This is a genomic window from Clostridium sulfidigenes (genome assembly GCF_052067195.1).
In the GTDB taxonomy this organism is placed as follows: domain Bacteria; phylum Bacillota; class Clostridia; order Clostridiales; family Clostridiaceae; genus Clostridium_J; species Clostridium_J sulfidigenes.
Map to the genome: position 1 here is coordinate 1 of NZ_JBQHQR010000018.1, position 19,388 is coordinate 19,388.

Below are 19,388 nucleotides of genomic sequence, written 5' to 3' on the forward strand. Positions count from 1 at the left end.
TGCTGCACTAGTGTTTATTCCCATTTGTCTATGAGAGTTCATTGCGTTTAAATTGTGATTAATTATCATTATAAATTCCTCCTTGATTTTTACCATGCGCTTCCTTGCACATTATTTTAATATTGTAATTATTAGATTAAAATTAATAATTATCTAAGAAGTTGTAGTACTCCTTGTGGCTGCTGATTAGCTTGTGCAAGCATTGCTTGAGATGCTTGTTGTAAAATATTATTTTTAGAGAAATTCATCATTTCCTTAGCCATATCTACATCTCTTATTCTACTTTCTGCTGCTTGTAGGTTTTCAGATGAGTTATCTAAGTTTTTAATTGTATGTTCCAATCTGTTTTGATATGCACCTAGTTTTGCTCTTTCTGTTGATACGGTATTTATGGCTTTATTTACTGTATCTATTGCACCATCTGCACCTGTTTGTGAAGAAATATCAATAGTACTAATACCTATACCATTTGTCAACATTGAGCTTATTGTAAGTGTTATACTTTGACCTTTATCTGCACCTATGTGGAATTTATATCCATTAGTTGCAACTGCAGCATCCCCATTTAAAAGCGATTTTCCATTGAATTTTGTATCACTTCCAATTCTATCAACTTCTTTTAATAATTGACCAACTTCAGCTTGAAGTGCTTTTCTATCCACTCCATCATCATTTGTATCATTGGCTGATTGTACTGCTAATTCTCTCATTCTTTGAAGAATAGCATGAGTTTCATTTAACCCACCTTCTGCTGTTTGAATTAATGATATTCCATCTTGTGCATTTCTTGATGCTTGGTCTAGTCCTCTTACCTGTGCTCTCATCTTTTCAGAAATTGCAAGTCCTGCAGCGTCATCTCCAGCTCTGTTAATTCTTAAACCTGAGCTTAATTTTTCCATAGCCTTTCCTGCTGCATTATTGTTTATTCCCATTTGTCTATGAGAGTTCATTGCGTTTAAATTGTGATTAATTATCATTATAAATTCCTCCTTGATTTTTACGGACATCCTTGTCCTATTTTTTATTTAGAAACATTACCCTTAGGTAATAGATTTCCCTATATATAGTTTTTGCTTAAGCCTTATAATTAAATAATCGAATAACTTAATTATAACTTTATAATATCTATTTAATTTATTTATCGAAAAAAATATTACTTACTTTATACTTCCTTATTAATAAAATTAATGTTTTTAAAGTTAACTCCATAAGTTTTAGCTGCATTACGATTATTATTCAAGTTAAAAATCTCTTCTTTAATTTTATTCTTCTCAGCATTAAGTAATTTAGAAGCTCTTTCTTCCAACGTGATTAACTCTAAGTCTTTGGAAATTTCCGCAAATTCCTCTTTATCAAAATCCTTGGTTTTCAATTCACTTAGTAGAGTTTCTCTTTTGCTTAAAAGTTTATTTCCTTGAAGTTCATAGTTTTCTTCTTCCATAACTTTAATAAATTCTTCAGTAATTCCTTTATATTTTAATAACAACTCTTTTAATTCCATAGTCTACGCCATTCCTAATTGAGACATTAGATAGCTTTGTTGAGAATTTAATTTATTCATCATACTTTCTATAGTTGCCCACTTTGAGTATAATTGCTGTTCTCTTCTTGAAAAATCTTTCTCCATATCTATCATCTTTTTCTCATACTTTTCTATAGATTTTGTTAACTCATTATTAGCTACAGAGGCAGAACCTTCTATTCCAGCTTTTTTAATTAATAATGAAGAAACAGTTATAGTTTCATTATATAGTGTAGATTTTAATCTTTGGACAACGCCTGTTTTATTATATTTTTCTTGTTCCGTTAGTCCTTCTGTTGAAGGTGGGATACTTATAAAAAACTTCATTACTTCCTCTGAATTATTTTCTAATGCTTCTGTAAGTTTATATTCATCAATTACAAATGTCCCATTTTTAGTACCTTGATAATCTGCAACTGGTTTGATGCCAAACTTTTCTAAGTTTCCATCTACACCTTCTACAAGTCCCCTCATTGCACTTTTCATAGAATTTGCTATTCTTGATACATCAGAATCCTTATATAGCTGTCCTTTTTTAACTCTTTCATCCCAAAGTTTTATTTCGTTTTCAGACATTTCCTTCTTTTGCTCGTCAGTTAATGGCATGTAGTTTCTATTTCTTTTTTCTGTAGTTAGAGTATTTAGTTTTTCCATAAGTTTATTATAATCATTAATAAAATTTACAACCTTGTCTTTTACTGCTGTAACATCATTTTTACCATTTACACTTATACCCTCTGATGGTATTTCCCCTGTAAATTTAAAGGTTACTCCATCTAAAGTTAAAGTATTAGAAATACCAGTGTGAGTGTATACTCCACCTTTATCATCTTTTATTGTCATAGCTGCATCTATACCTTGTGATGGAATTATTGATCCACTATTTAGAATACTAATATCAACTTTACCATTGGCTCCTGCAACATTAGATTTGAATGTAATCTTATTATCTGCACCTATCTTTGCTGTTACACTTATATTTTGCTCTTTTAATAAATTGTTTAAATACTCTTCATCTTTGCCGGGTTCAGCTTTTGAGAAATCAACATTAAAGGCTTTACCGTTAATTGAAATTGTTTTACTATCTATTCCACCTATTTGGCTTTTATCTAATGTATTAGTAGCACTCTTAGCATTTTCACCATTCTTAAATATACCAGCTTTTTCATTTACTTCTAAAGAAAATTTAGCATTATCACCTAATTCACCCAGTACAGTGCTTTTAAAAGTTATTTCTCCAGACTCGCTAACTTCAGCTGATAACTTATACTCTTTTAATTTCTCATTTAATACAGTCTTTAATTTTTCACTATCAACTACATTATCAGTTTCTTCACTACCGTCTTTTTTAATACTCGCACCACTAATATCAACTGAAATCGACTTACCATCTACAGTTAAGGTTATTGTATTATTGGCGTCATATTTAAAATCACTTACTGAAAATTCCGTTACAGTTGCAGCCGTTGCATCTATTCCATCTACTATAGTTCCTACTAATGAACTTGTCCCCCCTATTGTAAAGGTACTATCCTTACCTAAAACTGTAGATTCAAAGATAAACCCACTTTGGTTACCAGTTGTTGTAGTTCCTGCAAAGTCACTATATCTAACAGCTACATTCATTCCTGCTGATTTTAATTCTTTATTTAAATTTTCAGCCCTTGCTTTTGCTGTATCACCTCGTAGAGTAAATTCTTTTCCATTAATTAAAAATGTGTTACCTACATCCAATCCATCTGTCACTACAGCTTTAGCTGCCGTAGCTGTATTTCCTGTTACTGTATAATTTCCTGGTTTTGCATCACTGCTACTAGTAACAGTTAATACATTTTCATTAGATGAAGTAAATTTTGCCGTTGACCAATTCTTACTTAAAAGTAAGCTATCTGTTTTAGCCACATCAAAATACTTATTGTAAAGCTCCCTAGATTCATTAATTACATCTCTGTAGAGTTGTTGCTTTATCTCAGTTATTTCCTTTTGTTGCTGTTGTTGCTGAATTTTAATTCTATAGGGTTGCATAGTTTCTTTAACTATTTGATCCATATCCATCCCTGTGGCAAGTCCTGTTATTCTCATACTTAGTCCTCCTTATCTTATTCCTTTTGAAACCTCATAAGCCTCCTGCCATGTGTTTCGTACTTCTTCTATAAGAGGCATAACTTCATCAAGAACTTTTACATCCTTTTTTAAATTTGCCTCAAAAAGTTTTTCCTTTATAAAATCATATATTTTATACATATTTACAGCCCATTCACCAGCATTTTGATCTATAGTAATCATTAACTCTGTGAATATATCCTGAGTCTTTATAAGATTCTCATGACTACTTTTTACATCATTATCTAATATAGCTTGTCTAGCCATTTTAGCAAATTTTACAGCTCCATCTAAAAGCATTAAAAGTAATTGCTCCTTAGAAGCATAATTCACACTATTATTTTTGTACGCGTTATATGCATTAGCACCTGCATTATACATTTTATCTCCTCCAGTTTAGGCCTTTTTGTCTACAAGTATCCCCACCATTTCACACATTTTAGCAACCATGTCTAGGATTTTTTTTGGTGGTACTTCCAGTAATACATCCTTGGTTTTATTATCTACTATTTTTATCATTATTTGGTTAAATTTATCATGCACCTCATACTCTGCATGGATATCTTCGTCTTCCATAAATTTATTAAGTTTATCAACAGCCTTATGAACCTCTTCTAATTTATAATTTTGATTTTTATCTATAGCTTCCTGTGTCGTTGCATTATTTTCTGAAACATGTTGAACTTCTCTTGCTGGAGTTACACCTTCCATGGTTCTTCCAACATTAACTCTACTAACTTCCATATTAATTCCCCCAAATTATAATATTTTATAATAAATGTTTCGGTAAATTATATTAATTATCTTCCCTGATATATATATAAACAGAGTTCTTAGCTTCTATGAAGCTTTAGAAATCGTTATCCAGGGACGTAGCAGCTCTTTGCTCCCACTTCGAAGAAGATGGAGTATTAGAGCTGGTAGTCATCGGACAAACCTCTCAACCCCGCACTATGACAACAACTAGTTAACTATTTAACTAGTTATATAGCTATATAGTTTTATATTTATATAGCTAACTATTTATATAGTCATATAGTTAAAAATATTTAACCATTTGGGGGTTATGTACAAAATTATTTTTTTATTTTAGGTAATAGCTCCATGTTTATTTTAGAAGCATTGATGTTTTCTTCTCCTACTTCTTTGTAAAGTTCACTTCTTAATATTTTAACTTCCTTAGGTGCATTGATAGATACCTTAACAGAGTTATCGTCAATTTTAACTATAGTTATCTCTACATCGTCTCCAATTTTAATTCCTTCACCTGGTTTTCTTGTTACCACTAGCATACTATCACTCCTTTATTAAGGGATGTTTAATGCTATAGTTTTCCCTATCTAGAATCATTTGATACCCTAAGTTATTTTTTGAATTTATTATAATAGGAGCCTTTAAATTAGTAGTTATCTTCTTAACATCACTATTAAGAGTAACCGTATTTAAAATCAAAACATCTTCAGGAGCTTCTATCTTAAGAGAATTTATAACAGCCTCCGTTAACTTAACTTCATAATCCACTTTAAAATCAAAGGGAACTATAGTAACAAAGCCAATATTCTCATCCTCTGTAGACTTAAGTGTCTTAAAAGGCTCTGACCCTTCTATCTCCTCGAGAACAAAAGTTTTTAAACTCTCAAACCCCGGCAACCCATTATTAAAGGTAATAACATTCTTATCTTTTTCCTCTGCAGTCATCATAACACCTCTTATCTTTTTTAGAGTCTCTTAATGTAAAATTTTGCTTCAAGCACTTATCCGATCACGGAAAATAATTTTCAATCCTATAAAAAGTCCAGAATTGATGGCTGAAGGACTTTGGAGCTAGTTTGTAGGGATGCTACGTAGATGGTTCTTGCTACAGCCATCTCCATACTCTTTTCCATGAAATCTATATCTTCATTTCCAGATAGTATTTCTGTAAGGTTTTCATTTTGTGCTGTATTTAGATCCTTAGCACTTTCCATCCTATTTTGCACAGTACCAACCTTAGCACTTATACTAAGCATATTATTTATAACCTTATCAATCTGATCTAAATTTTCTCCTACAACCTTAGACTTACCGTTTACATCACTCAAGTTATTTAGAAGGTCATCAAAGAATTTCATTACATCCATTTCCCCTGTTGGCACTCCGGCACCATCTACCACATTTCCATTACCATCTTTATCCGTAAACTTTAAAACTTCTACAGCATTTACATTGTAATCCACTGTAACCCCAGAAGATATCTCTACTTTTAGAGATTTATTTATAATATTTTCATCTCCTGCAATATCTATGGAATTTAGTCCTGTTCCATTATCTAAATTTACTTCTACTGGTTTTGAAGCTCCATCTTTACCACCAAAGATATACTTTCCATCAAAGCTAGTATTTAAGATTTGTCCAAATTCTGCTACTCTCTCATTTATCTCTTCTTTAATGGCAGTAAGTTCTGATGAACCATAGGCAGCATTTCCTGCGGATACCATAAGTTCTCGTATTCTTTGAAGACATTTAGTACCATTACTTAGTGCTGTGTCTGTGGTATCCATCCAGTTTATAGTATCCTTTATATTAGTGTTATATTGCTTATTAGCATTTATTTCTGAATACATCTGCATGGATCTTGCTACTTTAAAAGGGTCATCTGAAGGTTTTGAAAATACCTTACCAGTATTTAATTGCTTTTGTATTTTGTTTAAGCTATTTAAGTTAGTATTCATATCACCTAAAAAGCCACTAACCATTACACCATGAGTTATTCTCATTTTATCACCTCTATATCTTCACTATTTCTATCTAACTAGACCAATTACTACATCAAGGAGTTGATCTACCGTTGTTATTACCTTTGCATTAGCTTGGAAGGCATGTTGGAATTGCACAAGATTTATAGCTTCCTCATCAAGGGATACTCCTGAAGTTGAAAGTCTTCTTTCAAGAAGCCCCTTTAATAAAGTATTTTGGTTTTTAACAATTCTAGTAGCTTCCTCAGACTGAACTCCCAGTTTATTTATAGTATTCTTAAAGAAGCCTTCTACCTTAACTCCTCCATCTATAGTATTAAACTTTGGTACATCACCTTCAGCTGTAATGCCTAGATGTTCTTCTACAAAAGCGTCATAGTCATATACTGAACCATCCTTCTTTTTACCACTTTGAATACTATCTATATTAAGTCCAAAGTCTCTTAGGCTAGCCAATGCTAATGCTCTATCTCCATCAGTAGAACCTGAAACTTTACTTGCTCCAGCCTGAATTAGCATAACATTTTTTAGGATATCTGAATTCATTGTGATATTTCCTGCTGTAATACCATCATAATCAAGAGGGTCATTTCCTGAATTAACAAAGAAGGCATACTGTTCACCTGCTGGAATCCCCTCTGTATGAATTGCATTTACTGCAAATGCTAAAGTTTTTGCTAAGGTATTAGCTTGTTCAATGTAACTTTCAGCATCTTCATGAATTGATTGAAGTCCACCTAGTCTTCCTGAGGATGGATTAAATATTTGATCATTATTTAATGCTCCACCTGTAAGATTTACACTTCCATCTTCTTCAGTAACAAGTACTCTTCCATTATTTAAATTTTCATATTGCTCATCAGAAAGGGTAACTCCTGTTAAAGTAACCTTATTCTTATCTGAAGTCATATCTCCATTTTTATAGTATTCTATATCATAACTTCCATCTGGATTTTTTGTTAGTTTATTTACAAATCCTAATTTATTAATATCTTGAGAATCTTTATTTCTTATTAGATTCATAGAGTCATTATCTTCTGGCTTACAAGTAATTCCATTAAGTATTTGATTTCTAGTATCAATACCAAACTTTGTACTTAGCTCATCTAAAAGTAAATCTCTGCTATCTAATAAGTCATTAGGATTGTTCCCTGCAATGGTAACAGTTATTATTTCTTTATTTATAGAATTTAATTGATCAAGAATAGTGTTTACTTCAAAAAGGTTGCTCTGTATTTCTTTAGCTGCATTATCCTTAGTATCATTTAACTTCTTATAAGTATGATTTAGTTCATCTGCTAAAGCTTTTGCCTTTTGAGCTACTACTGTTCTAGCATCAGACTTTTCTGGATTCTTAGAAAGAGTTTGCCAGGCATCAAAAAATTCTGACATAAGCTCTGATATTCCTGTATCAGAAGGTTCATTAAAAATACCTTCAATTTCTGATAAGTAGTCTTGTCTAACACCATAATTACCAAGAAGTGAGCTTTCTTTTCTTATTTGATAGTCAAGAAACTGATTTCTTGTTCTTTCAATAGAGCTAACTGTTACACCTGTACCAATTTGACCTGCTCCCCCTGCTATGGTTTGCGGTCTTGCTGTTTGAAGTACAATATGTTGTCTTGAGAACCCTTCTGTATTGGCATTTGAAATATTATGGCTAGTTACATTAATATATTGCTGTTGAGCAAACATACCGCCCTTTGATGTATTTAATGTTGCAAATAATCCTGACATAATCTTCTCCTTATCTCTTTATTTTTCCATATCCATTATAAACTACCGGCTCTTTTTTAGGACTTATCATAGCTAACATAGAATTAGTATAGCTAAGACTTTGTTTTATTAGTAGTTCATTAGTTTCCTTTTGAATTACTAAAGCGTTAATAGCTTTAACCATTTCATCATATATATGGGTAATTTCCTTTTCATCTACTTCTTCTACTATTTTTTTAATAGATTCTTTTCCTGTTAAGCTTCTTCTCAAACCTTCAGCTCTTGCTAAGTTTCTACTACAATCATCTATATCTTTAGTTATAGCTTCTAATTTAAACACATCTTGAAGAACCAATAGTTCATGTTGAGCTTCTAAAATATCTGTAAGAGCCTTTATTGCCTTTAGCTCTTCTTCTAATATTCCTTTAAGCTGGTTTTTCATCTATTGTCCACCTTTCCCGTATGCCATCATAGCCTTAGCCAAAACCTGTGAATCCACAGTATAGGTTCCTTTAGAAACTCTACTTTTTATCTTTTCTACTTCTTTATCACTGATACCAACACTTTCTTCTTCTAATGCTAATTTATTCAAGCTCTTTCCTAAAGTTGAAAGCTGACAAGTATCCTTAACCATATCCTTGTTTGATTTAGTATTTTCTACTTTAGCATTTTCTTTAGTATTATAGCTATTTACATATAGAGCGTGAATATTTCCATTATTAATTTTCATGTTTTCACTCCCAACTATTTCTCTCTACCTTTATACTCGAACCTATTTAATTAAAGTTTATAGGGTTTTTTAGTAAATTTTTTACAAACTTGTTATTGTCTCATTAATAGAAAAAAAGTCTTTACTTAGAAAGACTTTTTACTCTATCTTCTCCACTAGCAATTTCAGTAATTTTAACACCAAAGTTTTCATCTACTACAACTACTTCACCATGGGCAATTCTTTTACCGTTGATAAAAATGTCTACTGGTTCCTCTGCTAGTTTGTTTAATTCAATTAAAGAACCTCTAGTAAGAGCTAGAATATCTCTTATATTCTTCTTTGTTCTACCAAGCTCTACTGATAATTCTAATGGAACATCTAATATTAAGTCTATATTTTTAGGCATTTCTGCACCTCTAATTTCTTCTAGTTGTCCAAAGGATGCTTGCTTCACATTAACAGGTTCTTCATGATTTTCTACAATCCCTTGACCTTGAACACTGTAATTATTATCATTTTTATAAATGTCTTTTGAAGCTATTTCATTAGCTACAACTTCATTATTCATAGAAATTTCTTTAGGCTCAGCTACAACTTTCACTTCAGTTGATGCCTTTGTAGATTCTGATACTGGTGCATCTTCCTCAGTTCCCATCATAATACTTACAATCTTCTTTGCTGTAGCAATTGGTAATATTTGAACAATATTACTATCTACTAGGTCACCTATGGTCATTCTAAAAGAAACATTCACTATTTCTTCGTCTGCAGATATATCTGTAGATATTTCCTCTGAATTTTCATCACAAACAGAAGATATAGGAGGTGATATATTTACCTCTCTACTGAACATAGTTGCCATGGAAGTTGCTGCTGAACCTATCATTTGGTTCATAGCCTCCTGAACAGCACTTATTTCTAATTCAGAAAGTTCACTTGGTGGCTCTACAACTCCATCTCCACCCATCATTAAGTTTGCTATAACAGCTGAATCTTCAATATTTATTATAAATAGGTTACCCCCAACTATTCCACTGACAAATTGAACATCTAATACTATATTAGGTGTTTTAAAGCTCTTTTTCAGCTTATTTAATGTACTAAGAGTTATAGTTGGAGTTGTAATATTTACAGGTTTACCAACTACAGCTGAAAGCGCTGTGGCTGCAGTACCCATAGATATATTTCCCACTTCACCTAATAAATCCTTTTCTAAATCTGATAATTCCTCAGCTGGTTCATTAACTGGTTCAACTTCAGAAGAACCACCATCTCCATTTAGAAGTGCATCTATTTCCTCTTGTGAAAGAAACGAATTATCCATCATTCTCAACTCCCTTGTCAATATATTCAATTATTTGAACTGCCTTATTCTTACCCTTTAATCCTGGTTTAGCTTTAAATAGAAGTTCATCTTCAACATAAATATCAACTGTGCTATCATAACTTCTATCTAGGGTAACAATGTCTCCTGTGAATAAATTCAAGAAGTCATTTACGGAAATCTTCGTTTCTCCAAGGACAGCCTTCATTGCTACGTCTACATTTTTTATAGTTTTGTTTATATTTGCTTTTACCTCTTCACCTTGTTCATTATCTGTGGTGCTGAACCAATTTTTTATAACCAAGTTGTCTAAAACTTTTTCTATGCTTAGATACGGAATACATATATTTATAAGTAAACTTGTATCAAACATATCTACACTAAAAGTTACTAATGCTACAGGCTCATTAGGAGCTAGAATTTGATTCAATGCTGGATTAGTTTCTATACTATCTAGAATTGGCTCTACTTCCATTACATCTTCCCAAGCTAACTTTAACTTAGAAATCATCTCCTGATTAACATGCTTAATAATGTTTTTTTCTATATCTGTGAGTTCCTTAAATTTAGGCTTTTTGTCTCCACTTCCTCCTGCTAGAACATCAAATATTCTAAGGACAAATTCCTCGTTAGTCTCTAATATTATTTGACCATCAAGGGGAGGCATTCTAAACAAGTTAAGCACAGTAGTGCTTGGAATAGAATGTATAAATTCTTCATAGGTTATTTGTTCTACACTTTCTATCTTCACCTTAACATTACTTCTAAGCTGAGCTGTTAAGTAGTTAGATACTATCCTCGCATAATTATCGTGGATAACTTCTACTGCTCTAATAACATCCTTAGAAAACTTTTGTGGTCTTTTAAAATCATAATTTTTAATTTTAACGTTTTCTTCATCTTTTTCAATGTCACTTGGTTCTAAGTCACCAGAAGACAAGGCAGATAAAAGTGCATCTATTTCACTTTGCGATAAGGTTTCTGCCATATTCTACCTCTTTCTACCCAGTGGGTCTATTGTAGTAGTTTATCAATATCAATCATAGTTAATATTCTATTTTCAAGATTAATAAGTCCTTTTATAAAAGGCTTATTTTTATCTTCATGAACTCTTTTAATCATATCTTCTTCTACATTCATGACTTCTTCTACATGGTCTACAGTTATTCCAACCTGCTCACCATCTAACTCTAAAACTATAATGTTATTATTGTTTTCATCACTTACATTCATACCTAAAAGAAGATTAATATCTAATACGGAAAGTATACTTCCCCTTAGATTTATAAGTCCTTTAATATATTTTTCCGCTTTGGGAACCTTTGTGATTTTCATTAGTCCGTTTATTCCTTGAACTTTGCTTGTCTCTACTGCGAATTCTTCGTCACCTATTTTAAAAACCACAACTTGCACTAAAATCCCCCCCATATTATCCTAATACTTTTTTTATAGCTTCAAGCACCCTGTCTGCTTGGAATGGTTTAACTATAAAATCCTTTGCTCCAGCTTTTATAGCATCCATAACCATGCTTTGTTGTCCCATTGCACTACACATAACAATTTTAGCACTTGGGTCAAATGCTTTTATTTGTTTAACTGCTTCTATTCCATCCATCTCAGGCATTGTAATATCCATGGTCACTATATCTGGTTTTTCTGCTTTATAGATCTCCACTGCCTTAATTCCGTTATTAGCTTCTCCAATAACTTCATATCCATTCTTCTCTAAAATATCCTTAACCATCATTCTCATAAAAGTCGCATCGTCTACTATTAATACTCTTGCCATTTTCTACATAACCTCCGTTAATTTAATCCTAATGATTCTAATATTCTTTCCAAAGACCCTGGCGCTGGGATAAAATAAAAATCACCTTTTAAGTCTTCATTCTCCTGAGAAAATCCTGTTTCTATATCTAATACATAGTCATTAAATTGACCAGATTCAATGAAAGTTGTGGAAAGCACTGCTGTAAGCATGTCCTTTGTTACCGCTGGTACCGATGGGAATAACCTTAAATTAGTCATTTGACTTATGGCATTCATATAGGTTGCAAATATTATGTTACCTATTTCTCCAAGGGCTGAATAACCTAGTTCATTTAACTCTTCTCCCTCTTGCTTTCCAACTAGCATTTCTGCAATCTTCATCATGGTAGCTGTATCAAACATAAATAATATATTTCCTGGGGCTTCACCAAGAACTCTTGCAATTACTGCATAAACTACAGTTTCTTCATCTACCCTTTCAAAAATATCCTCTAAGGAAATAACATTTACCCTGGGAACTGATATTTGTATCTCTTTCCCTAAGATTTGCGCCATGGCTGTAGCTGCATTTCCAAGACCTATATTGCCTATCTCTCTCAATGCATCTATTTGTAACTCGGTAAACTCCATAGCTCTCCTCCTAAATAAGTGCTGCTACATCTAAAATTAAGGTCACTAATCCATCACCTAATATGGTAGCTCCAATGTATTCTTTTGTGGATTTTAGTATATTTCCAAAGGTTTTAATAACTATTTCCTTTTGTCCTAATAATGAATCAACTACTAAGGCAACTTCATTTTCGCCAACCTTTGCAAGTATTACGTATTTTTTTCCATAATCCTTACTTTCTATATCTAATTTATCATTAATTCTTACTAATTTAAACACCTTATCATTATATACTACAATTTCTTTATTGTTTGTTCTTTTAATTTCCTCTGGATTATATTCCATAACTCTATCGATAAATCCTAAGGATATAGCCATAGTCTCTGTTCCAATCTTAACAAGTAAGGATTGAATTATTTGTAGAGTTAAAGGTAACTTTATTATAAAGGAGGTTCCTTTTCCTTCTTCACTGAATACATCTACGGTTCCTCCAAGGCTTGAAATTTTTGTTTTTACAACATCCATTCCAACTCCTCTTCCTGATATATCAGTAACTACTTCATTAGTACTAAACCCTTGAGAGAAAATAAGATTTTTTATATCATTATCACTCATCCCTTCAGTATTAATACCAACTTTCTCTGCCTTAGCCTTAACCTTTTCTACATTGATACCACTACCATCATCTTCTACCTTTATAACAGCCTTGGTACCTTCAGAATAGGCAATTAATTTTATCTTTCCTGCTGCTGGCTTACCTTGACTAATTCTTTTTTCTGCTGACTCAACTCCATGGTCTGCAGCATTTCTAAGTAAATGTATTAAAGGTTCACCTATCTCTTCAATTACAGTTCTATCAAGCTCTGTATCCTGTCCTTGAATTTCAAAATCAATCTCTTTATTTAGTTCCATTGATAAATCTCTTATCATTCTTGGGAATCTATTAAACACTACATCTAAAGGTAACATTCTAATCTTCATAACTAAATCTTGAAGATCAGTAGTAGTTCTCGCTACTTCTTCTAAGGTTTCATTTAATTCCACAATCTTATGATTAGCACTTATTTGCTCTAATCTAGTTCTATGAATTACTAGCTCAGATACCATATTCATAAAGTTATCTAATCTTTCTAAATCCACTCTAACAGATTGTCCAACACCTTTATTTTTGTGTTTTACTGGTTGTTTTTTATTTTCTTCTTTGGAACTAGGTGCTGTTTCTACAGTTTTTGCCTTAAGATTATTTTTTGAATCCTTTAGCTCTACTACTTTGTTAGAACTTTCTTTGTCTTTAGTAATTTCAGTAGTATTTGCAGCCTTAGTACTAGTAGCTAAAGCTGTGGCAGCAACTTCATTAGCTCCTTTATCATCGCTAACACTATTCCCATTTTTAACCAAGCCACTTATATCTCTTACATCAACTTGCCTTATTTCAGATATTCCATTAATAGAATTTCTTATTATGTCCTGAGATGCTTCTGTTACAAATACTAAATCAATATCAAAATCAAAATTTTCACTTTCTAAATCTTCAAGCTTTGGATTTGATTTTAGGATTTCTCCATTCTCCTCTAAAGTCTGAAATAAAATAAATGCTCTAGCAGATTTTAAAATAGTTTTTTCATCAAGTCCAACATGAACATGGAAGGTATTGAAATTATTCTTTAAAGCTTCCTTTAAGGTATCAATATCGTATTCATCAAGACCTAAGTCTACAATCTCCTCACTGCCCATTATATCTTGTACTACTTCTTTATCTTTATTCTGAATTACCTCTGATGAATTTTCTTCCTTTGGGATGTTTTCATTTCCCTCTGCTATCTTTACTAGTTGAGTTACAATGTTATTAATCTCTAAGTCTCCATCACCTCCATCAGTAATATCCCCTACCATGGATTCTAAAATATCTAAACAATTAAACAATACTGTTACCACTTCATGGGTTACTTTAAGTTGTCCCTCTCTAAACTTAGAAAGTACATCCTCCATCTTATGGGTAAGTTCTGCCATTTTAGTATAACCCATAGTAGCAGCCATTCCTTTAATGGTATGTGCAACTCTGAAAATCTGATTTAATATTTCCATATCTTCCGAATCATTTTCTAATATAAGTAATGATTCATTTAATAGTTGTAGATTATCACTTGACTCTTCTAAAAACATAGATAGATATTGAGAAGTGTCCATGTTACCCCTCCTTAAATTTTCTTATAGATAAATGTTGAAAGTTTCTCAAAACCAAAATTCTTATATCCATATATACTTTCTGTAGCACCTATAAATAATAAACCTCCTGGATTTAATGCTTTAGAAAACTTTTCATAAATTTTTTCTTTTACTTCATTAGTAAAATATATAACCACATTTCTACATACAATTATGTCAAAGCCACCTTCATAGCTATCTAATATAAGATCATGTTTTTTAAAGGTTACTAGATCTTTTACTTCCTGGTTAATTATAAATTTTTCCCCCTCATGTTTAAAATACTTATGAAGTTGGGTTTTAGGTATGTTTTTAATATCTCCACTTACATACTCTCCCGCTTTTGCTCTTATTAAGATGTTAGTATCTATATCCGTAGCTAATATCTTATGCCTAACACTAGGAGTCATCTCCTTTAGCATCATAGATATAGAATAAGGTTCTGCCCCAATAGAGCAAGCTGCACTCCATATTTTTAGTGGTCTGTTATAGGATAATTCACTTTTTATAAAATTTTCAAGTTCCTGAAATATTTGTGGGTTTCTATAGAACTCTGTTACATTTATCGTAACATAATCCAAAAACTTTTCCCTTATGACCTTATCTTTTTTTATTAATATCATATATTCATCTAAATCTTTAGCTCCAGCTCTAGACATAATAGTAAGTATTCTTCTATGTAACTGAGCTGATTTATAGCCAGACAAATCTAAATTAAACTCTCTTAATATAAAACTTTCAAACTTTGTAAAATCCATTAATTCTTCACATCCCCCAGTACTATATTAGCTATTCTTTTACTAATATCATAAAGTGGAATAACTTCGTCTATCATATTAGTGTCATAAGCTGCTTTAGGCATTCCATATATTATACAAGTAGACTCATCTTCTGATATAGTGGCTCCACCTGCTTTTTTAACTTCTATAATTCCATCAGCCCCATCTCTTCCCATACCAGTGAGGATAATCCCTAATAAATTCTCCCCATATACCTTAGCTCCTGATATAAACAGCTTGTCTACAGCCGGCCTTACTCCCCACATTGGAGGTTCTAAATTTAAGGTTATAGTTTTACTTCTACTTATCTCCATATGTTTACCACCAGGTGCTATATATACAACATCCTTTTCTATGGACATACCTTCCCTGGCTTCCACCACCTTAACCTTAGAAAATTTATCAAGTCTTTCAGCAAACGCTTTTGTAAAGCCTTCTGGCATATGCTGAACCACTAATATAGGAACTCCTAATTTTTCTGGAAGGTTTGTAATGACATTAAATAATGCCTTAGGACCACCTGTAGATGCCCCCATTACAATTGCTGAGATCTTTTTATTACCTATTCCTTTACTTCTTATAGCTTTAGGCATTGAGTCTCTTTCTCTTATTTTCAATACTGTAGAAACTCTATGTATTTCTCTTGTTTTATCTTCTTTAATGTCAACATCTTTTGTGTTACTAATGGAAGAAGTCTTTCTAACAAATCTGATGCCTCTTATTTTTGAAATTAAAATTTCTCTAACTACATTAATGTTTAAAGAAATTGAACCTGATGGTTTTGGTACAAAATCTATAGCTCCATTTTCTAAACATTCCATAGTTTCCTCGGCACCATCTTGTGTTAAACTACTTATCATAATAACTTTAGTAGGTATCTTTAACTCCATTATTTTCTTTAAAGCTTCTATCCCATTCATCTTTGGCATTTCAATATCTAAAGTGATAACATCTGGAACCTGCTTTTTTAACTTTTCTAAAAGATCTTCTCCATTTCTTGCAATGGCTATCACTTCCATGTCATCTTCCATATTTATCATGTCTGATATCATCTTTCGCATTAAAGCGGAGTCATCTACAACCATAACTGAAACCTTTTGTACCATATGTAATCACTCCAATCATTAATTTCTATATAATTTTAATACCTTCTCCTACAGTTTTTACATATAGCTCCCCTGTTACTGTATCAAAGGTTATTGTTCTTCCTTTAGTTCCTCCAATTTCTTCACTATCTATAGGTATTTTTTTAGCCTTTAATATATCCTTAACTGCTAGGCTATTTCTAGCACCTATATCCATATTAACCTTACTGTCTGCAAAGTTAAACATAGATGCCCCACCAGCAATCTTGGCTCTTAGATCCTTTTCTTTTGCACCATTTTCTATCATTTCTTTAATCAGAATAGGTATTGCAAGATTAGCAAACTTTATTTCATTTGCTATCTTATTAAACTTTTCACTGTCTGGAAGCATAATATGGGCAAGGCCTCCAATTCCACTTTTTTTATCTATTATGGCAATACCAATACAAGAACCTAGCCCAATTGTCATAAGTCTATCTGGACATTTGGCTATTTTATAATCTGCAATGCCTACTTTTATCTCCTTGTATTCCATAGCTTACCTTTCTATTTTCTCCTTTTCATCCTTTGAAAGAAGTTCATTTAAATTTAAAAGTAAAATAATAGTATTTTTGTTCTTGTCTTTTATTATCCCCTTCACATATCTCTTAGATATATTAGAAGATATATCTGGTGTGGGTTCTAAATCCTCAACTTTCCTAGATATAACTTCATTAACAGCTTCTACTATAACTCCCATGGCACCATCTTCGTTTCTAGCAACGATTATTGAACCATCCTTTTCTTTATCTTCCAGGTTATATATTCCAAATTTTTTAGCTAAACTAATAACTGGTAATATTCCATCTTGATAATTTATAACTCCCTGTAAAAAATCTTGTGAATCTGGAATTTTTGTTGGCTCTTCATAGTTTAGAATACGTTCTACCTCTCTAATATCTGCTGCAAAGCACTGGTCTCCTAATCTAAACACAAGTAATTTAAATTCCTCTGCCACTTTTACCCCTCCTAAATTTTAAACTTATCAACAATTAAATCTCTATTTTTATCTATATATACATGAACATTTTTGCATGTTTCATCCATTATAGTTTCCATATTTCCAACTATAAACTTAGTATTTAAGTAAGCAACATCACAATAAATATGCCCTTCCTTACCTACTACGACCTCTGTCATAACCCCCGAAGGTGAACCTACTACCTTAGCCTTAATTTCACTTTCCGCCTTAACTTTTCCACCTCGAAGCTCGCATTGACCTTCTCCTGTAAAATATATACCCTTTTCTGCATAAACATTGGATTTATAAATACCTTTTCCATTTATTGTCAAGCTCCCAGAGCAAAATACTGTACAATCTTGAATGTACCCTATTGTAGCATCTGAATTAATATCTTTCATAGCTTCTATGGCCTTTATTTTCTCTTCTGCCAAAGTCTTAACCTTAATTAGTTCTTCTACACCACTTATTAACATGTAGTTCTTATTAGCATATTTAATCTTTAATACCCTAAATAATTCATTGTTATTATCATTAATTTCAACCATTGTATTTAATACTTTATTAATTATCTTCGTTATCAAAGGAAATTTACTCTTTATAACAAGGCCTATAATATCACAATCTCTTATATTCCCCTTTATATCTCCACTTTCCTTAACAGCTATTACAGCCTTATACAAGCTATGAAAACTATCCACTATGGCAGATAACTCTTCTAAATATCCTTTAAACTCAGAGAACTCACTTCTAATCTTTATGGTAGATGAAATTGCACTACCAATAATTTGCATATCTCCCTCTGACCAAAGACTACATCTTACTGCATTTCCCTTTATAATTATGGCATTTCCTGATTTAACCTTCATACCTTCTTTAACATCAGCATTTATAATTACATCGCCTATAAAATTAATATCCCCTGTAGTTATATCTACATCACTAAGAACCTCATGAACATTATTAACCTGAAAAATGCATCCCTTTACTTGAGGTTTTCCCTCCATTGTTGACACTATAGTATCTTTATCCTTAAATTTACATCCTGATTTCACCATCATATCCTTAACTTTTCTTTTCTTTGGTTGGATAGGTTGTGAAAATAGGTTAATACCTATGGTACCTTCTTTTCCTACAGTACGCTTTGCAAGGATATCATCTTTCTTCACACTTGTTATACTACCTATAGATTTGAAATCTACATTACCACTTTGGTCACTTTTAAATCCTTTATGAGTACTAGTATCAAAATATACTTCTAATACATCATCTATAGGTTCAATCGGTTCCTTTCCCCTAGCAACTACAACATTTTCTATCTTGTCCATATTTTTTATGTCATCTAACATCTTATTGTCAATCCCATAAACTATGTTCTTATCTTTAAGTTCTTTTAATAATTCATCTCTTGTATATTTAGGTGGAAACTTCTCTCCTTTTACCTTTGCATTTAATGTAATCATAGGTGCATCTGGTGTATCTTCTAAAGTGTAAATAACTTCCGGACTATAGTTTATTGATATACTAGCTATCATTTTATCTTCACTAATATTTATATTCAATTCTCTTATTGCCTTAGATTCATTAAAAATTATATCTATCTTACTTTCAGAGCTAACTCTAGCTCTTCCCTTTACTTCTTGTTCATCTACAAATAAACTAACATCCTTGCCCTTTACAATCCAAGGACCTTCAGAAATATTTTCTTCATCAGTAATAATCAGTTTGCCATCAAGTACTTTTGCAGTTCCCCTTAATGTCTTATTTTCCACATTATCACCCCTAATACATAATACAGATCATTTCCTTCTAAAATACAAAAACAAT

At 31.9% G+C, this 19,388-nt stretch carries 22 protein-coding genes; all 22 read right to left on the minus strand.

The genetic code is table 11. The annotated features are described in order from the left end of the window. Positions 1 to 149 precede the first annotated feature (149 nt). The 22 genes from ACTNBA_RS16805 to ACTNBA_RS16910 all read right to left on the minus strand — a co-directional run bounded on the left by ACTNBA_RS16805 (position 150) and on the right by ACTNBA_RS16910 (position 19,333). Positions 150 to 977 (minus strand): flagellin N-terminal helical domain-containing protein, encoded by an 828-nt coding sequence (locus ACTNBA_RS16805; RefSeq protein ID WP_441075458.1) that lies wholly within the window; start codon positions 975 to 977, stop codon positions 150 to 152. Between the two features lie 185 nt (positions 978 to 1,162). Next, complete coding sequence (gene fliT / locus ACTNBA_RS16810; RefSeq protein WP_441075459.1) at positions 1,163 to 1,501, minus strand: flagellar protein FliT; 339 nt, start codon at positions 1,499 to 1,501, stop codon at positions 1,163 to 1,165. Between the two features lie 3 nt (positions 1,502 to 1,504). Beyond that, positions 1,505 to 3,604 carry a flagellar filament capping protein FliD gene (fliD, locus tag ACTNBA_RS16815; protein ID WP_441075460.1) on the minus strand — a complete coding sequence of 700 codons (2,100 nt, stop codon included), beginning with the start codon at positions 3,602 to 3,604 and terminating at the stop codon, positions 1,505 to 1,507. Positions 3,605 to 3,616: 12 nt separating this feature from the next. Further along, the gene (fliS, locus tag ACTNBA_RS16820) at positions 3,617 to 4,006 is read right to left on the minus strand and encodes a flagellar export chaperone FliS (RefSeq protein ID WP_441075461.1); all 390 of its coding nucleotides are present in this window, start codon (positions 4,004 to 4,006) and stop codon (positions 3,617 to 3,619) included. Between the two features lie 15 nt (positions 4,007 to 4,021). Continuing rightward, on the minus strand, positions 4,022 to 4,369 hold the full coding sequence (locus ACTNBA_RS16825) for a flagellar protein FlaG (RefSeq protein WP_441075462.1): 348 nt from the start codon (positions 4,367 to 4,369) through the stop codon (positions 4,022 to 4,024). A 332-nt stretch (positions 4,370 to 4,701) separates the two neighbouring features. Further along, positions 4,702 to 4,917 carry a carbon storage regulator CsrA gene (gene csrA / locus ACTNBA_RS16830; protein ID WP_147519768.1) on the minus strand — a complete coding sequence of 72 codons (216 nt, stop codon included), beginning with the start codon at positions 4,915 to 4,917 and terminating at the stop codon, positions 4,702 to 4,704. A gap of 4 nt (positions 4,918 to 4,921) precedes the next feature. After that, positions 4,922 to 5,326, minus strand: coding sequence for a flagellar assembly protein FliW (gene fliW / locus ACTNBA_RS16835; protein WP_441075463.1), 405 nt, complete (start codon positions 5,324 to 5,326; stop codon positions 4,922 to 4,924). An 83-nt stretch (positions 5,327 to 5,409) separates the two neighbouring features. Continuing rightward, positions 5,410 to 6,381, minus strand: a complete 972-nt coding sequence (flgL, locus tag ACTNBA_RS16840; protein ID WP_441075464.1) for a flagellar hook-associated protein FlgL — start codon at positions 6,379 to 6,381, stop codon at positions 5,410 to 5,412. 27 nt (positions 6,382 to 6,408) lie between these two features. Continuing rightward, positions 6,409 to 8,097 (minus strand): flagellar hook-associated protein FlgK, encoded by a 1,689-nt coding sequence (gene flgK / locus ACTNBA_RS16845; RefSeq protein WP_441075465.1) that lies wholly within the window; start codon positions 8,095 to 8,097, stop codon positions 6,409 to 6,411. A 10-nt stretch (positions 8,098 to 8,107) separates the two neighbouring features. Next, entirely contained in the window at positions 8,108 to 8,518 is a 411-nt protein-coding gene (locus ACTNBA_RS16850) for a flagellar protein FlgN (RefSeq protein ID WP_441075466.1), read from the minus strand. Continuing rightward, the gene (flgM, locus tag ACTNBA_RS16855; RefSeq protein WP_441075467.1) at positions 8,519 to 8,806 is read right to left on the minus strand and encodes a flagellar biosynthesis anti-sigma factor FlgM; all 288 of its coding nucleotides are present in this window, start codon (positions 8,804 to 8,806) and stop codon (positions 8,519 to 8,521) included. 121 nt (positions 8,807 to 8,927) lie between these two features. Beyond that, positions 8,928 to 10,112, minus strand: coding sequence for a flagellar motor switch phosphatase FliY (gene fliY / locus ACTNBA_RS16860; protein ID WP_441075468.1), 1,185 nt, complete (start codon positions 10,110 to 10,112; stop codon positions 8,928 to 8,930). Further along, the gene (gene fliM, locus ACTNBA_RS16865) at positions 10,105 to 11,100 is read right to left on the minus strand and encodes a flagellar motor switch protein FliM (RefSeq protein WP_441075469.1); all 996 of its coding nucleotides are present in this window, start codon (positions 11,098 to 11,100) and stop codon (positions 10,105 to 10,107) included. Before fliM ends, fliY begins: the two co-directional genes overlap by 8 nt. A 26-nt stretch (positions 11,101 to 11,126) precedes the next feature. Then, positions 11,127 to 11,525 (minus strand): chemotaxis protein CheW, encoded by a 399-nt coding sequence (locus tag ACTNBA_RS16870; protein ID WP_441075470.1) that lies wholly within the window; start codon positions 11,523 to 11,525, stop codon positions 11,127 to 11,129. A gap of 16 nt (positions 11,526 to 11,541) precedes the next feature. Further along, positions 11,542 to 11,901 carry a response regulator gene (locus ACTNBA_RS16875; RefSeq protein ID WP_346847857.1) on the minus strand — a complete coding sequence of 120 codons (360 nt, stop codon included), beginning with the start codon at positions 11,899 to 11,901 and terminating at the stop codon, positions 11,542 to 11,544. Between the two features lie 17 nt (positions 11,902 to 11,918). Next, positions 11,919 to 12,512 (minus strand): chemotaxis protein CheC, encoded by a 594-nt coding sequence (locus tag ACTNBA_RS16880; RefSeq protein ID WP_441075471.1) that lies wholly within the window; start codon positions 12,510 to 12,512, stop codon positions 11,919 to 11,921. A 10-nt stretch (positions 12,513 to 12,522) separates the two neighbouring features. After that, positions 12,523 to 14,679, minus strand: a complete 2,157-nt coding sequence (locus tag ACTNBA_RS16885; protein ID WP_441075472.1) for a chemotaxis protein CheW — start codon at positions 14,677 to 14,679, stop codon at positions 12,523 to 12,525. An 11-nt stretch (positions 14,680 to 14,690) separates the two neighbouring features. Continuing rightward, complete coding sequence (locus ACTNBA_RS16890) at positions 14,691 to 15,455, minus strand: CheR family methyltransferase (RefSeq protein ID WP_441075473.1); 765 nt, start codon at positions 15,453 to 15,455, stop codon at positions 14,691 to 14,693. Further along, a complete protein-coding gene (locus tag ACTNBA_RS16895; RefSeq protein ID WP_441075474.1) occupies positions 15,455 to 16,582 on the minus strand; it encodes a protein-glutamate methylesterase/protein-glutamine glutaminase in 1,128 nt (375 codons plus the stop codon). The genes ACTNBA_RS16890 and ACTNBA_RS16895 overlap by 1 nt, the downstream gene beginning before the upstream one ends. Positions 16,583 to 16,607: 25 nt before the next feature. Then, positions 16,608 to 17,096, minus strand: coding sequence for a chemotaxis protein CheD (locus ACTNBA_RS16900; protein ID WP_441075475.1), 489 nt, complete (start codon positions 17,094 to 17,096; stop codon positions 16,608 to 16,610). 3 nt (positions 17,097 to 17,099) lie between these two features. Beyond that, complete coding sequence (locus ACTNBA_RS16905; protein WP_346867717.1) at positions 17,100 to 17,558, minus strand: chemotaxis protein CheW; 459 nt, start codon at positions 17,556 to 17,558, stop codon at positions 17,100 to 17,102. An 11-nt stretch (positions 17,559 to 17,569) separates the two neighbouring features. Next, entirely contained in the window at positions 17,570 to 19,333 is a 1,764-nt protein-coding gene (locus tag ACTNBA_RS16910) for a flagellar assembly protein A (RefSeq protein WP_441075476.1), read from the minus strand. Positions 19,334 to 19,388 lie beyond the last annotated feature (55 nt).

What these genes read in the sequence shown, in the direction of transcription:
- ACTNBA_RS16895 (WP_441075474.1), bottom strand. Translation starts at nt 16,582, where the DNA reads ATGGTACAAAAGGTTTCAGTTATGGTTGTAGATGACTCCGCTTTAATG.
- ACTNBA_RS16900 (WP_441075475.1), bottom strand. Translation starts at nt 17,096, where the DNA reads ATGGAATACAAGGAGATAAAAGTAGGCATTGCAGATTATAAAATAGCC.
- ACTNBA_RS16875 (WP_346847857.1), bottom strand. Translation starts at nt 11,901, where the DNA reads ATGGCAAGAGTATTAATAGTAGACGATGCGACTTTTATGAGAATGATG.
- fliW (WP_441075463.1), bottom strand. Translation starts at nt 5,326, where the DNA reads ATGATGACTGCAGAGGAAAAAGATAAGAATGTTATTACCTTTAATAAT.
- flgM (WP_441075467.1), bottom strand. Translation starts at nt 8,806, where the DNA reads ATGAAAATTAATAATGGAAATATTCACGCTCTATATGTAAATAGCTAT.
- fliD (WP_441075460.1), bottom strand. Translation starts at nt 3,604, where the DNA reads ATGAGAATAACAGGACTTGCCACAGGGATGGATATGGATCAAATAGTT.
- fliS (WP_441075461.1), bottom strand. Translation starts at nt 4,006, where the DNA reads ATGTATAATGCAGGTGCTAATGCATATAACGCGTACAAAAATAATAGT.
- ACTNBA_RS16850 (WP_441075466.1), bottom strand. Translation starts at nt 8,518, where the DNA reads ATGAAAAACCAGCTTAAAGGAATATTAGAAGAAGAGCTAAAGGCAATA.
- ACTNBA_RS16890 (WP_441075473.1), bottom strand. Translation starts at nt 15,455, where the DNA reads ATGGATTTTACAAAGTTTGAAAGTTTTATATTAAGAGAGTTTAATTTA.
- flgK (WP_441075465.1), bottom strand. Translation starts at nt 8,097, where the DNA reads ATGTCAGGATTATTTGCAACATTAAATACATCAAAGGGCGGTATGTTT.
- ACTNBA_RS16880 (WP_441075471.1), bottom strand. Translation starts at nt 12,512, where the DNA reads ATGGAGTTTACCGAGTTACAAATAGATGCATTGAGAGAGATAGGCAAT.
- ACTNBA_RS16825 (WP_441075462.1), bottom strand. Translation starts at nt 4,369, where the DNA reads ATGGAAGTTAGTAGAGTTAATGTTGGAAGAACCATGGAAGGTGTAACT.
- fliM (WP_441075469.1), bottom strand. Translation starts at nt 11,100, where the DNA reads ATGGCAGAAACCTTATCGCAAAGTGAAATAGATGCACTTTTATCTGCC.
- ACTNBA_RS16805 (WP_441075458.1), bottom strand. Translation starts at nt 977, where the DNA reads ATGATAATTAATCACAATTTAAACGCAATGAACTCTCATAGACAAATG.
- ACTNBA_RS16885 (WP_441075472.1), bottom strand. Translation starts at nt 14,679, where the DNA reads ATGGACACTTCTCAATATCTATCTATGTTTTTAGAAGAGTCAAGTGAT.
- fliT (WP_441075459.1), bottom strand. Translation starts at nt 1,501, where the DNA reads ATGGAATTAAAAGAGTTGTTATTAAAATATAAAGGAATTACTGAAGAA.
- fliY (WP_441075468.1), bottom strand. Translation starts at nt 10,112, where the DNA reads ATGGATAATTCGTTTCTTTCACAAGAGGAAATAGATGCACTTCTAAAT.
- csrA (WP_147519768.1), bottom strand. Translation starts at nt 4,917, where the DNA reads ATGCTAGTGGTAACAAGAAAACCAGGTGAAGGAATTAAAATTGGAGAC.
- flgL (WP_441075464.1), bottom strand. Translation starts at nt 6,381, where the DNA reads ATGAGAATAACTCATGGTGTAATGGTTAGTGGCTTTTTAGGTGATATG.